Consider the following 13,621-nt stretch of genomic DNA (forward strand, 5'->3'; position numbering starts at 1 on the left):
ACCCAGGCGCCGGGGTGGCCGGGACGGCCTACGCCTCCGGGGTCCCGGCCCCGTCCTCCCGGTCGCGGCCCTTGGACTCGGCGACCCTGCGCAGCCTGGGGTGGCGTGCCGGTCCCTGCTCGGTGATGGCGTCGCCGACCATCGCCCTGACGGCGTCCCGCAGCCCGTGCAGGGCGTGGTGGCGGGCGGGGCCCGCGCCGGGATCCTCACGCAGTTCCCGCACCAGGGCCCAGCAGAGCAGCAGCATCACGATCACGAAGGGCAGCGCGACCAGGATGGTGGCGGTCTGGAGGGACTTCAGGCCGCCCGCGACGAGCAGGACGGCGGCCACGGCGGCCATCAGCACGCCCCAGGTGACGACGAGCCAGGTGGGCGGGTGCAGGGAGCCGCGGCTGGTGAGGGAGCCCATGACGAGGGAGGCGGAGTCGGCGCTGGTGACGAAGTACGTCATGACCAGGGCCATGGCCACCCAGGAGGTGACCGTGCCCAGCGGCAGCGCGTCCAGCATCGCGAAGAGCGAGGCCTCGGTCCCGTCCTTGATCCTGGCGGCGAAGTCGACGGCGCCGGTGGAGTCGAGGCGGATGGCGGTGCCGCCCATCACGCAGAACCAGATGACGGTGGCGCCGCTGGGCACCAGCAGGACTCCGATGAGGAACTCGCGGATGGTGCGGCCGTGCGAGATGCGGGCGATGAAGGTGCCGACGAACGGCGCCCAGGACAGCCACCAGGCCCAGTAGAAGATCGTCCACGCGCCGAGCCACTTGCTGTCGGTGAACGCCCCGGTGCGGGTCGCCATGGGGAGCAGGTCGTGCAGGTAGCTGCCGACGCTCGCCGGGATCACGTCGAGGACGTAGACGGTCGGGCCGAGCACGAAGACGAAGAGCATCAGGACGGCGGCGAGCACGATGTTGATCGTGCTCAGCCATTTGACGCCCTTGTGCAGGCCGGAGAAGGCGGAGAGCACGAAGGCCGCCGACAGCGAGGCGATGATGATCAGCTCGACGGTGGTGGAGTCCTCGATGCCGGTGGTGATGTTCAAGCCCTTGGAGACCTGGAGCGCGCCGAGCCCGAGGCTGGTGGCCGTGCCGAAGACGGTCGCGAAGACGGCGAGCAGGTCGATGGCCTTGCCCGCCCAGCCGTTGGCCCGCTCCTCGCCCATCAGCGGGACGAAGGCGGAGCTGAGGCGGTTGCCGCGGCCCTTGCGGAAGGTCGCGTAGGCGAGGGCCAGGCCGGCGATGCCGTAGATCGCCCAGGGGGTGAGGGTCCAGTGGAAGAAGGAGTAGTCCATGGCGGCGCGCGCGGCGTCCCCGGTGCCGGGCGCCGCCCCGGAGGCCGGGGGCGGGTTCAGGTAGTGGGTGAGGGGCTCGCCCACCCCGAAGAACATCAGGCCGATGCCCATGCCCGCGCTGAACATCATCGCGATCCACGCGATGTTGGTGAACTCCGGTGTCGCGTCGTCCGCGCCGAGCCGGATGCGGCCGAAGCGGCTGATCGCGAGCACGACGCACATGACGAGGAAGACGTCGGCGGCGATCACGAACAGCCAGGCGAAGTTGTTGAGCACCCAGGCCAGGGCGGTGCTCGACGCCGTGTCGAAGGAGCCCTTGGCGAGGGCCGCCCAGGCGACGACGGCCAGCACGGCGATCACTCCGATGACGACGACGGCGCGGTCGGGAGTGCCCTCGGCGACCCCCTCGGGTCCCCCTCCCGGTGAATCCGGACGTGCCTGTTCCAGTGAATCCGTGCCCATGCGGCCACACTATGCATGCATATATCCGCATTTACGGGCATGGCGCGCCGGGCGTGACCCAGGCCACCCATGGGCATAGGAGGATCCTCCGGATAGGCTCATGGTGGCGCGACTGCACTGTTCGAAAGCAAGGGATTAGCAAGGTGACGGACGGAGCAGTAACTGAGACCGCGCGCGTGCTCATCGCCGCGGACAAATTCAAGGGCTCGCTCACGGCCGTTCAGGTCGCTGAGCGGGTGACGGCCGGCCTTCGCAGGGCCGTACCGGGCGTGGAGGTCGAGACCCTCCCCGTCGCGGACGGCGGCGACGGTACGGTCGCGGCCGCCGTGGCGGCCGGGTTCGAACGCCGGGAGGTACGGGTCACCGGACCCCTCGGTGAGCAGGTCACGGCGGCCTTCGCCCTGCGCGGGGGCACCGCGGTGGTCGAGATGGCGGAGGCCTCCGGGCTGCAGCTGCTGCCGGCGGGTGTCTTCGCCCCGCTGACGGCGACCACCTACGGCTCGGGCGAGCTGCTGAAGGCCGCCCTGGACGCGGGCGCGCGCTCGATCGTCTTCGGTGTGGGCGGCAGCGCCACCACCGACGGCGGCGCGGGCATGCTGGCCGCGCTGGGCGCGGTGTTCCTGGATGCGAACGGTGAACCGGTCGGTCCGGGCGGCGGCGCCCTGGCCGGGCTGGCCTCGGCCGACCTGTCCGGCATCGACCCCCGCTTCGCCGAGGTGGACCTCGTCCTCGCGAGCGACGTGGACAACCCGCTGACGGGTCCGAAGGGCGCTCCGGCGGTCTACGGCCCGCAGAAGGGGGCGTCGCCCGAGGACGTGGCGGCGCTGGACGCGGCGCTCGCGCACTTCGCGGTGGTGCTGGAGAAGTCGATCGGCGCGAAGGCGGCCGAGTGCGCGCTGGCGCCGGGCGCCGGTGGCGCGGGCGGCATCGGGTACGGGGCACTGCTCCTCGGCGCGACGTTCCGGCCCGGCATCGAGCTGATGCTGGAAGTGCTGGGCTTCGCCCCGGCGCTGGAGCGGGCCACGCTCGTCATCACCGGTGAGGGCTCGCTGGACGAGCAGACCCTGCACGGCAAGGCCCCGGCCGGTGTCGCGGCGGCGGCCCGCGCGGCGGGCAAGGAGGTCGTCGCGGTCTGCGGCCGCCTGCTGCTGACCCAGGAGGCCCTCGGGGCCGCCGGGATCCGCCGGGCGTACCCGCTGACGGAGATCGAGCCGGACACGGCGAAGTGCATCGCCAACGCCGGTCCCCTGCTGGAGCAGGTCGCGGCGAACATCGCCGCCGACGTGCTCTGATCCGTACGGTCCGCGAGGCCCGGAACCCCCCCGCCCGGGGGTTCCGGGCCTTCGACTTGCCCGAAAGGGCAGGCGCGGGGTGCCGGGCGGGTGCCCCGGCGGGGGTTGGACCGGGCCCGGGCGGTGGCGAGCATGGCCGGGTGACCAACTGCACGGTGTGCGGCACCCGCTGCGAGCCCGGGGAGCGGTTCTGCGGGAGCTGCGGGGCCTTCCTGGAGTGGGGCGGTGATGCGGCGGCGGCCCCGGCGGCACCCCGTCGGGCGCCCGGGGGCTCCCCGCCGGCTCATGCCCCGCGGGCACCTTCCGACCCTCCTGCCACTTCCGACCCTTCTGCCACTTCTGGCGCTCCGGCCCCTTCTGCCGCTCCTGCTTCGCCCGCGACTCCCGCCCCGCGTTCGGGTCCGGTGCCGGCCGTGCCGCCCATGCCGAACCGGCCGCCCGCAGCGCCGGGCGCGCGGGCCGTCCAGCCGCCCGTCGCCGGGAGCGCGCCGGCCGCCGCGCCTCCGCCCCGCCGCCCCGAGGCCGAGGAGGCCCCGCCGCGGCCCGGGGAGCTGATCTGCGGGCAGTGCGGCGCGGGCAACGTGCCCACCCGCAGGTTCTGCCGCCGCTGCGGGTCCTCCCTCGCGGACGCCCCCGTCGTCCCCCGCGCCCCCTGGTGGCGCCGCCTGTTCACCCGCCGCACGCACGCCGCCGGAGAGCGGCCGCCGCGCAGGCAGTGGCGGATGCCGCGCTTCGTGCTGCCGGTCGCCGTGCTGCTGGCCCTGGCCGGGGCCGGGTACCTGTTCCGTGCCGAAGCCCTGCGCGGGGTGGAGGCCGTACGGGACCGCGCGTCCAAGCCCGAGCAGACGCACGCCGTGCAGGTGACCGCGTCCAGTGCCGCCGCCGGGCACGAGCCCGCCCTGGCGGTGGACGGCACCACCGACCGGTACTGGGCACCGGCCCCGTCCGGGCCCGGTCAGGGGGAGTTCCTGGAGGCGGCCTTCGCGGGCCCGGTGCGGCTGCTGGACCTCGTGGTGCGCCCCGGGGCCTCACCGGTCGCGGAGAAGTACCTCCGGGAGGGCCGGCCGAGCGCCCTGCTGCTCACCGCCACCGCGAAGGACGGCCGTACCAGCACCAAGACCGTCCGCATCGCCGACGTGCCCGGGGAGCAGCGCTTCCACTTCGCCGTCAGCGACGTGGTGCGGATCCGGATCACCGTGCAGGGCGCCTACGGCGCGGACGGCGACCGGCACGTCGCCCTCGGCGAGGTGGAGTTCTTCAAGCGGCGATAGTCGCCTGCACGCCCCTACGAGCCCCCGTGCAGCAGCACGGACACCATCTGGGCGTGGCGCCGCTCGGCCTGGCGGGCGGCCGCCGGGGCGCCGGCCCGGTGGTGGGCCTCGACCAGCAGCCGCCACACCCCGTCCTGGAAGGGGTCCAGCGACAGGGCGTGCGTGGCCGCGGCCACCGCGGGCTCCGGGCGGCCGCGGGTCAGCTCCACCTCGGCCAGGGTGTGCGCCGCCCGTACCGCCTGGCCCCGGCAGCGCTCCCGCAGCGGCACCACCCACTCCGCCGGGCCGTCCTCCGGGAGCAGCTCGCCGGTGTAGAGGCGCAGCGCCCGGCCCAGGGCCTCGACGGCGCGGTCGGCGTTGCCCCGGGCGGCCTCGGCCAGGCCCTGCGCGGTGGCGGCCTCGAAGCGCTGGACGTCGCAGCTGCCGCCGGGGACGAGGTTCAGCATGTACGCCTCGCCGGAGCGGACCAGCACCTGGGCGCCGCCCCGGTGGCGGCCCGGTTCCAGGAGCGTGCGCAGCGTCGACACCGCCGTCTGCAGCCCGTGTCCGGCCGTGCGGGCGGAGCTCTCCGGCCACAGGGCCGCCATCAGCTGCTCCCGGTGCACGGGACGCCCCGCGTGTACGGCGAGCAGCCGCGCCAGCGCCCGTACCCGCGGCCGGGTCGCGCCCCAGTCCAGCGGCCGGTCGTCCACTGTGGCCTCGAAGCGCCGGAAGCAGCGCAGCGCGAGCCGCCGTTCGGGGTCGGCGGGGCAGGGCCGGGTCGGCGGCGCCGGGCGGCGGACGGCGCCCGGGCAGCGGCGGGCGAGGTAGCTCCGCAGCAGGGGCAGGCAGTCGGCCGCGCCGTACTCCTCGGCCAGTTCGGGCGGTTCCTCGGTGCCGCGCCGCAGGGCCCGTACGGCCCTCTCCGGGAACGTGCCGAGCACCTCCCGGTCCAGGTAGGTGCGCAGCGCGGCCGTGTCCAGCGGATCGCGGCCGGTGGCCGCGGCGGCCCGACCGAGGCGGATGACGGCCGGCCAGCCGCGGCTGAGCCGGGCCAGGTCGGGGGCCGCGTCGGGGAAGGCGGCGGTGATCTCGGCCTCGCCGAGGCTCAGTTCGCGCGCGGTGAGGACGAGGGTGTCGGCCAGTTCCAGCCGGGTGAGGTTCACGGCGGGCATCCGGCGGCCGGCCAGGACGACCCGGAGCCGGCCGGGCGGGGCCAGCCGGGCCAGCTCCTCCAGTACGGCCTCGGCGGGGTTGCCGTGCACCAGGTGCACGTCGTCGACGAGCAGCAGGACCGGGTCGGGGCCGCGCTCGATGTCCAGCAGTACGGACTCCACCGTCGGCGGGGTCCGCGTCGGCGCCGGCCCGGCGGCGGCCAGCCGGGCCAGCAGGGCGGAGGCGTCCTGGGTATCGCGGCAGGGCCGCCAGCGCACGACCCGGCCCCGGAAGGCCTCGGCGGCCCCGGCCAGCAGGGTGGTCTTGCCGTAGCCGGCGGGCGCGACCACGAGCGCCAGGGCGCCCGGACTGCCGTTCGACAGGAGTGGAATCGACGTGCGGACAGGCATGTCCGGCCCCCTTCCCCGCTCATGGGCAGGTCAAGGATGGACTCTCACCCCCCGCACAGCATGAGTAACCCATTACCCAATCGGGGGCTCCTGCCCCGCGCACGCCCCCAGGGCGAGCACCTCGACGGAGAAGGGCAGGTGCACCGGTCGGCTGCGGGCGACGAACGCGGTCAGCGCCGCGGTGTCCACGGCCGCCGGGTCGGGCACCCGCAGCCGTACGAGCAGATGCGGCCGTCCCGATCCCGGCAGCGGGGTGTCGGGGGTGGCGGACCACACGGTGGCGCCGCTCTCCTCGATCTCCGGGGTCGTCCCGAAGGCCTGGCGCACCTGCTCGGCGAGACCGGCCCGGGTGCCCCGCCGCGCGTGCCCGGCCACCGCCTTCCGGACCTCGCCCTCCGCGCCCACCCATGCCGCGAGGAGCGCCACGAAGTCGGCGGGGGCCAGGCGCGGGTCGAAGTAGGCGGGCAGGCTGTCGAGGACGGCCAGCACCGGTGCCAGGACCTCGTCGAGGCTCTCGGTGATCCGCTGGGCGAGGTCGTCCTCGGCGTAGACGGCGGGCAGTGCGGCGCCCAGCGGGTGGCGCGAGGGCAGGCCGGGAACCAGGCGCCGGCTCACCGCGGGTCCACCCGTACCTGGTGGTCGAAGCTGAAGACCAGCGAGCCGGGGCGGAGCACGATCCGGTCGGCCGGCTCACCGCGGCGCCGGGTCTCCAGGTCGGCGGGGAACAGCCTTACGCTCTCCACCGACTCCACGCCCGGCACCTGTTCCAGGACGGCCCAGACGGCGCCGGTGTGCACCGCCCTCCCGAACGGCCAGCCGTCCCCGTCGGGGCCGCCGGTGAGCGGGTTCAGCTGCCGGTACAGAGCGGCGAGCGCGGCCCGCTGCACCCGGGCGGGCGGGATGCCGTCCGCCGCGCGCAAGGCGGCGACGACGGTGACGCCTTGGTAGTACGGCGGTTCGACGACGAGCCGGGTGCCCAGCATGCGGCGGGCGTGGAGGTGGGCGGCGACGGACTCCAGCAGGGCGGGCGGGCAGGCCATCCGGGCGAAGTCCAGGCGCCCTTCGCCGTCGTCCTCGGCAGCCGGTACGAGGAGCACCCGGACCCCGCCGGGACCCTCGTCGGGGGCCTCGACGCAGCGGACGCGGGCCACTTCGGGGGCGGCCTGCCGGGTCAGGTACTCGTAGTCCTCGGCGGTGACGGCCCGCTCGCGGGTCCGCAGTTCCAGCGCGCCGCGCAGCCGGGCGTTGGCCACGTCCTCGCCGTCGACGCCGCCGCCGGCCGCGCGGCGGTTCTCCACACGGGCGATGTACGGGATGGAGCTGCGCAGTACGCCGAGGGTGCGGCGGGCCACGTTGCCGCGCCGGCCGCCGCCCGCGAGGTACGGGCGGGCCCGTACGGGGACGCCCTTGGCGGGGACCGCCCCGTACTGGCGCAGGGATCCGTCGGCCTCCCGCACGGCGGGGCCGAAGGTGATCTCGCCGGTGGCCCGGTCGATGCCGATGTGCAGGTCCTCGGGGCCCGATTCGCCGAAGTGGCGCACCGCGGTCCAGGTCACCCACCCGTCGGCGGCGGTGTGGGTCTCCACGGTGAACGGCGGCCCGCCGGCGACGACCGGAGCGCGGTCGAGGGTGAAGGTCTGGCCGGGCAGCCCCTCGCAGATGCCGAGCAGCTGGCCGTCGACCCGCTCCGCGTTCACGGCCGGGGCGGTGCCGCCGATGGTGAACGCCTCGGCCGACAGCAGGGTGGGGGCGGCCGAGTAGGCCCTGCGGCCCTCGGCCGGGGGGACGACGACACAGCGCAGCCAGCCCGCGCGCTGCCGGGCCTCGGCGGAGGCGAGGTGGCCGGCGGGCAGCTGGATGAGCACGTCGCCGGGCCGGTTGAAGCCGCCGGTGCCGTCCCGGTCGACCTCGCAGCGGGTCCAGCCCTCGCCGGTCCAGGCCTCCCAGGCCAGCGGGGGGTGTTCGGGGTCGATGCCGTGGCCGGCGACGGGGAAGTCCAGTCGCAGGGCCACCACGCAGGACGGCGCTGCCCGGGAGAGCCCGAAGAACAGGGCGTCCCCGGGGCTCGGCACGGCGGAGAAGCAGGGCACGCCGCGCCCGGTCGCGAGCTCGGGCCCGCGGTCGGCGGGGACCGCGCCGGGTGCGGTCGTGCCGGTGGCCAGTACGGTCAACTCCACCGGTACGACGGCCAGTTCCCGCAACGTCGAGAAGACCACCGCCTCGTCGGTCTCGGTACGGGTGGTGGCGACCTCGGTGCCCTCGCGGATGAGCACGGTCTCGGGCTGGGGCGCCGACAGCCAGAAGGTGACGTCCGTACGGGCCGCCGCGGGCGGGTTGAGGGTGAGGCCGATCAGGTCGAGGAAGGCCACGTGGTTCTTGTCGGGAACCCTGTTGAGCCGGTAGATGAGCTGGTCGGTCATGTGGGCGAAGGCCTCGATGAGGGTGACGCCCGGGTCGGAGACGTTGTGGTCGCTCCACTGCGGGCAGCGCTGCTGGACCATCCGCTTGGCCTCGTCCACGAGGTCCTGGAAGCGCCGGTCGTCGAGGTTGGGCCGGGGCAGCGCCATCAGCCGCCGCTCCCCTCAGGGGTGTCGTGGGAGGGAATGACGTAGAACGGGAACACCAGGTTGCGCGGGGTGTTGGAGCCGCGCGGGGCGTAGCGGATGTCGATGTACAGGGTCCCGGCCTCGACCGCGTCGAAGCTGACGACCACGTCGACGAGCCGGATCCTGGGTTCCCAGCGTTCCAGCGACGTCCGCACCTCGTAGCCGATCTGGGCCGCGGTGGCCGCGTCGGCCGGGGAGAAGACGTGGTCGTGGATCGCGCAGCCGAACTGCGGGCGCATGGGCCGTTCCCCGGGGGCGGTGCCGAGGATCAGGCGCATGCTCTCCTCGATCTCCTGGTCCCGGCGCACCAGCGCGATGGCCCCGGTGGCGTCCGTGCGGAGCGGGAAGGCCCAGCCGGCGCCGATGAACTGCTCCCCCACGACCGGTTCACCCGCCGATCAGGACGGTCGGCGCGCCCATGACGATGGGCGCGCCGCAGGCGGACATGTCGCCCATCCGGGCCGCGGGCAGGCCGCCGATGAGCACGGTCGGGCAGCCGGGCGGGGCGATGACCGAGGGCGGGTGGACGGCCGGGGGCGGGAAGGAGCAGATGTGCGGGGTGGACACGACGGCCGCGGGCATGCCGCCGATGAGCACGGTGGGCACTCCGGGCGGTCCGATGACCCCGGGGTGTCCGGTGGGGTCCCCGACGCGTGCGGCTGGCGGCATGTCGCTGTTCTCCTCGGGTGATGCCGTTGGATGGTGCCGGTCGGTTGATACGGGTCAGTTGACGCGGGTCAGTTGTTACGGGTCAGTTGATGCGGACGAGCGCTGCGCTGATCGACAGGCTGGCCCCGCCCTTGAGTTCGGTGCTCGCCTGGCCGTTCACGGCGACGGTGGTGCCCTTGACGTCCACCTGGCCGTTGGTCTGGAGCTTGAGCGCGCCCGCGCCGGCGTCGACCTCGGCCCCGGTCTGCGCGGTGATCTGCACGGACTGGCCCTTGAGTTCGAGTCTTCCGCTGCCCGCGTCCATCGCGATGCCCTGTTCGGCCTTCACCGTCACCTTGTCCTTGGCCTCGATCTCGACCGTGCCGTCGCTGTGCACGGTGACGGAGGTGGCCTGTTGGTCCAGGTGGAGGGTCAGCTTTCCGTCGCCCGTGGCCAGCCGGACGCCCTTCGGCCCGCGCGCGCAGTCCAGCAGCTCCAGCCGGTTGCCCGAACGGGTGACCAGCGAGCGCCGGTTGACGGCTCCGCTGGTGGAGTCGACGAGCGGCGCGTCGTGGTCCGAGGGCTTGTCCTGGCCGTTGTAGAGGCCGCCGATCACGTACGGGTGGTCGACCCGCCCGTGCTCGAAGCCGACGAGCACCTCGTCCCCCACCTCGGGGCCGAAGATCCCGCCGCCGCCCTTGCCGCCGAGGTCCGCGGTGCGGGCCCAGTCGCTCACGTACTCCCCGTCCAGCCAGGGGAAGGCCAGTTTCACCCGGCCCCGGTCCTCGGGGTCCCTGGTGTCGGTCACGGTGGCGTTGACCAGCCCGCCGACCCGGCCCCGGTCGCCCGGCCCGGACGCGCCGGAGGCCAGGCCGTAGAGGGAGCGGTCGGAGCGGCCGCCGACCGTGAGCCAGGTCTGGTACCCGGTCTCCGGATCGAACACGTGCCGGCTCGTGGAGATCGTGTACTTGCCCTCGAACGGGGCCCCGACGTTGCCGAGGGTGACGGCCGTGCCCGCGCGCAGCCTCGGCATGCCCATCGCGACGGCGTCGAGTTCCGCGAAGGACCCCGCCAGGTCCGCGGCCAGGGACTTCGCCGCCTGGTCCGCCTCGGCCTGGGTGCGGTACGGGGTGTCGGTGGCCAGGAACACCGCCCCGCCGAAGGCGTCGGCGGCCTGCTGCGGGGTCATGCCCAGCTCCAGCCGCTCGCTCCGCCCGGCCGGCGCCCGGCCGACGACCGCGGCCTTGGCCTGGACGTCCCAGCCCCGCACCTCCACCTGCTGGACCTGGTCGGCGGCGGTCACCGAGGCGTGGCAGCGCAGCAGGTTGCGGCCGAACTCCAGGACGTACGGGCTCGCCTGCGGCGAGGTGGACGTGTCGGGGGCGGGACCGGCCTTCGCCGGCACCCGGAAGAAGAACTTCCCCTCCAGTACGCCGACTTCGGCCCCGGCGAGGTCGGCCAGCCGGTGCAGGAACTCCCAGTCGGTGACCCCCGGCTGGGCGAGGTGCTCGTACACGGTCGTGGTCGCGTCGACCGTGCCGACGGGCAGACCGGCCCGCCGCGCGACCTGGACGGCCACGTCGGAGGCGGTCATCTGGCGGTATCCGGCGACCCGGCGCCCGCGGAAGAAGCGGTGGGCGTGGTCCAGGCCCCGTACGACGGTGAAGGTGCCGGTGGCGTCGAGGTCGACCTCCACGGCGGTGACCTCCCCCGAGACCAGCAGCTGGCGCTGCGGGTCGTCCGCGGCCCGCGCGAACAGCTTGACCGGGGTGCCGAGGGTGAACCCGGCCGTCCGCAGGGTGAGGTGGTGCGGATCGCGGAAGCGCATCACGAAGAGGTCGGGCAGCTGGGTGCTGTCGTCCACGTACGCGGACACCAGCGTCTGGGCGACCGGATCGGGCAGCGGCTGCCCGGCGACCTCCACGGCGAGGGTGTTGACGAAGCTCTCTCCGGCCATGGTTCAGCCCAGCTCCTCGGATCCCGGCAGCAACAGTTCGGTCCCGGGGGCGAGCCGCATCGGATCGTCGATGCCGTTGGCCTCGGCGATGTGCCGCCAGGCGGTCGCGTCCCCGTACTCGCGCCAGGCGAGCAGCGCCAGCGTGTCCCCGGTCACCACCCGGTGCACGCGGCGCGCGGCGAGGGCGCCGGAGGTCGGGTTCTGGCCCGGCATGGGCCCGCTGAGCTCCTCCAGCGTCACCTGGCAGACGGCTCGGATCGGTATCCCGCCGGGGGTGAACAGCGTGTACTTCGCCTGGACCTGGCTGATGTAGCCGACGAAGCCGGTGAGTCCGCCCCAGCGCAGGATCACCCAGGGCGGGACGCCCTGGTTCTGCTGCTGCGTCTCCGGGGTGGCCACGCAGCAGGCGAGCAGCTTCTCGACGGCCGCCACGACCCGGCCGTCCTGGTCGGCGGTGGCGTCGAAGAACATCTCCAGGTTCAGCTTGGCGGCGCCGGGCCCCTTGAACTCGGCGGGACCTGCCGTCACCGCGCCCTTGGAGGGCTTGCGTTCCCATTCGGCGGTCTTGGCGAGCGTCAGCTCCTTGGGGTTGAACTGGAAGTCGATCCTCCCCATCCGCGCGCCGGCCGGCCCGGCCCCGCCGTCGGAGGGCGGCTCGCGCAGCTCCAGCCAGGCCCGCTCCAGCTTGGGGCGGGGGCCGGCGTCTCCGGAGGCGGGGCCCGCGGAGGCGATGAAGGCGATGGGCTGGTGCAGTGACATGTCCGGGCTCCTCCCTCTCCCTAGCGGCCCGCGTTGAGGAAGCCGTGGTGGGCGATCTCCAGCGTCTCGGTGGCGACCTTGGGCGTCTCGGGGCTGAGCGAGGGCCCGCTCCAGCGCACGGGCACGACGTCCATCAGGCTCCAGCGGGCGACGATGGTGCCGTCGACGGTCATGGCGGTGATGTGGGCGGTCTTGCGGGGGATTCCGCCGAGCATGCCCGCGAGCCATCTGGTGACCTGCTCGGTGTCGCGCGTCACCGGCCGGGAGAGCTTGATGTTGGAGTACTTGATACGGGTGGGGAGCTGCCAGACGTAGCCGTTGTTGCCGCCCTCCTCGCGCTGTTCCATGACGACCTCGCATCCGAGGCCGTCGCAGCTGTTGAACGCGCCGAGGCTGATGTTGTCGATCTCGACCATGAAGCACACGCTGACGGCGGGGTCCTGTTGCTGGGCCATGGCGGGGTCCTGTTCTCCTTCAGTGGCGCTGGTCGAGCCGTACGCCGGCCCGCTCGCGGTCGAGCCGGAGCTCGGCGCGCAGGAGGCGGCTCAGGGGGCCGATGAGGCGGCGGATGAGCTCGTCGGTGGGTTCCTTGGCCGGTACGGGTCCCTGCGCGGGTCCCTGCGCGGGTCCCTGCGCGGGTCCCTGCGCGGGGGCGGGGGCGGCCGGGGGCGGATCCGGGGCCGCCTCTTGCGGTACGGGGCTCCGTGCTTCGGGGGCGGCCGGCGGCCCGGGCGCGACCTCGCGCTGGAGCGGGACCGGAGCCGGGGCACCTGCGGTGGCCGCGGTGGCCTCTGCGGCCTGGGGCGCCGACCGCTGCACCGGCGCGACGGGGCCCGGCGTCCACGGCACCGGGGCCGGGCCGGGGGCGGTGCCGGAGTCCGCGTCGGGCGCCTGCCGGGCCGGAGCCGGCGCGGGCGCGGGCGCGGGGAGCCACGCCACGGGGACCGCCCCGGAGTCGCTCCGCGCGGCGCGCTGCACCGGAACCTCCGGTGGGGCGGGGGCCCGTGTCCAGACCAGCGGTACCGCGGCGGCGGGCGCCGGGGGACCCTGCTCCGGCTGCGGGACGTCAGGGGCCGCCGCGGAGCGCAGTTCCAGCCCGCGCTCCCCGACCAGCCGCGCCACGCTCCCGCCGGCCGCCCGCTGCACGGGCCCGGGCCCACGCAACGCCTGCATGGCGGACGGCCCGGGCGGCGGCTCGACCACGGCCCGTTGCACCGGCGGAACCGACGGCGCAACGGGCAGCTCCCCCACCGGACCGGAGGGCCGCTGGCCGAGCGGCGGCTCAGCGACGGCGCGCTGCACGGGCGGAACCGCCTGCACGACGGGCAACTCCCCCGTCGGGCCCCCGAGCCGTACCGGCGGTTCCGGCACGGCGGGCGGCCCGAGCGGCGGCTCGACCACGGCCCGCTGCACGGGTGCCCCGGACACGGGCGGGAGGTCCGGCCCGGAGCCCCGGGCCGGCGTGACGACGGGGAGATCCCCGGACGGCACCGCGGCCCGCTGCACGGGCGGGGCCGACGGCCGCACAGGCGCCGCCGGCGCGACGACGGGGCGGTCTCCGGGCGGGAACTCAGGCCGCACCGGAACCGATGGCTCGGCCCAACCGGCCAGCGGCACGACGGGCAACTCCCCCAACGGGACTGCGGGCCGCGCAGGCGGGTCCGGCGGCTCAACCACGGCCCGCTGCACAGGCGGGAACGCAGGCCGCACCGGTACCGACGGCACGACGGGCGGCTCCCCCGCCGGACCTACGGCCCGTACCGGCAGGTCCGGCACGACAGGCGGCCCGAGCGG

General features: G+C 75.0%; 12 protein-coding genes. 2 read left to right on the forward strand and 10 right to left on the reverse strand.

Annotated elements, in window-relative coordinates; translation table 11 throughout:
* Positions 1-28 precede the first annotated feature (28 nt).
* The gene (locus AB0M99_RS27865) at positions 29-1,750 is read right to left on the reverse strand and encodes a BCCT family transporter (protein WP_365925091.1); all 1,722 of its coding nucleotides are present in this window, start codon (positions 1,748-1,750) and stop codon (positions 29-31) included.
* 143 nt (positions 1,751-1,893) lie between these two features.
* Here AB0M99_RS27865 and AB0M99_RS27870 point away from each other — a divergent pair, with 143 nt between their 5' ends.
* Together AB0M99_RS27870 and AB0M99_RS27875 are read left to right on the forward strand one after the other, a co-directional pair.
* Positions 1,894-3,042: a glycerate kinase gene (locus tag AB0M99_RS27870; RefSeq protein WP_365925093.1), complete on the forward strand. Its 1,149-nt coding sequence runs from the start codon at positions 1,894-1,896 to the stop codon at positions 3,040-3,042.
* Between the two features lie 413 nt (positions 3,043-3,455).
* Entirely contained in the window at positions 3,456-4,313 is an 858-nt protein-coding gene (locus AB0M99_RS27875; RefSeq protein ID WP_365925095.1) for a hypothetical protein, read from the forward strand.
* Between the two features lie 14 nt (positions 4,314-4,327).
* Here AB0M99_RS27875 and AB0M99_RS27880 read toward each other — a convergent pair whose 3' ends face one another.
* From AB0M99_RS27880 to AB0M99_RS27920, 9 genes are all read right to left on the reverse strand, one after another.
* Positions 4,328-5,857 carry a BTAD domain-containing putative transcriptional regulator gene (locus AB0M99_RS27880; RefSeq protein WP_365925097.1) on the reverse strand — a complete coding sequence of 510 codons (1,530 nt, stop codon included), beginning with the start codon at positions 5,855-5,857 and terminating at the stop codon, positions 4,328-4,330.
* Positions 5,858-5,929: 72 nt separating this feature from the next.
* Positions 5,930-6,472: a phage tail protein gene (locus tag AB0M99_RS27885; protein WP_365925099.1), complete on the reverse strand. Its 543-nt coding sequence runs from the start codon at positions 6,470-6,472 to the stop codon at positions 5,930-5,932.
* Positions 6,469-8,424, reverse strand: coding sequence for a putative baseplate assembly protein (locus AB0M99_RS27890; protein WP_365925101.1), 1,956 nt, complete (start codon positions 8,422-8,424; stop codon positions 6,469-6,471). Before AB0M99_RS27890 ends, AB0M99_RS27885 begins: the two co-directional genes overlap by 4 nt.
* Entirely contained in the window at positions 8,424-8,843 is a 420-nt protein-coding gene (locus AB0M99_RS27895) for a GPW/gp25 family protein (RefSeq protein WP_365925103.1), read from the reverse strand. The genes AB0M99_RS27890 and AB0M99_RS27895 overlap by 1 nt, the downstream gene beginning before the upstream one ends.
* Before the next feature lie 7 nt (positions 8,844-8,850).
* Positions 8,851-9,132 carry a PAAR domain-containing protein gene (locus AB0M99_RS27900; RefSeq protein ID WP_365925105.1) on the reverse strand — a complete coding sequence of 94 codons (282 nt, stop codon included), beginning with the start codon at positions 9,130-9,132 and terminating at the stop codon, positions 8,851-8,853.
* A gap of 82 nt (positions 9,133-9,214) precedes the next feature.
* The gene (locus tag AB0M99_RS27905; protein ID WP_365925107.1) at positions 9,215-11,068 is read right to left on the reverse strand and encodes a VgrG-related protein; all 1,854 of its coding nucleotides are present in this window, start codon (positions 11,066-11,068) and stop codon (positions 9,215-9,217) included.
* A 3-nt stretch (positions 11,069-11,071) separates the two neighbouring features.
* Positions 11,072-11,827 carry a LysM peptidoglycan-binding domain-containing protein gene (locus AB0M99_RS27910; protein ID WP_365925109.1) on the reverse strand — a complete coding sequence of 252 codons (756 nt, stop codon included), beginning with the start codon at positions 11,825-11,827 and terminating at the stop codon, positions 11,072-11,074.
* Positions 11,828-11,847: 20 nt separating this feature from the next.
* Positions 11,848-12,282: a phage tail protein gene (locus AB0M99_RS27915; protein WP_365925111.1), complete on the reverse strand. Its 435-nt coding sequence runs from the start codon at positions 12,280-12,282 to the stop codon at positions 11,848-11,850.
* Between the two features lie 19 nt (positions 12,283-12,301).
* Positions 12,302-13,255, reverse strand: a complete 954-nt coding sequence (locus AB0M99_RS27920; protein ID WP_365925113.1) for a hypothetical protein — start codon at positions 13,253-13,255, stop codon at positions 12,302-12,304.
* Positions 13,256-13,621 lie beyond the last annotated feature (366 nt).

Origin of the sequence: Streptomyces sp. NPDC051183 (assembly GCF_040682455.1) — a bacterium.
In the GTDB taxonomy this organism is placed as follows: Bacteria; Actinomycetota; Actinomycetes; order Streptomycetales; family Streptomycetaceae; genus Streptomyces.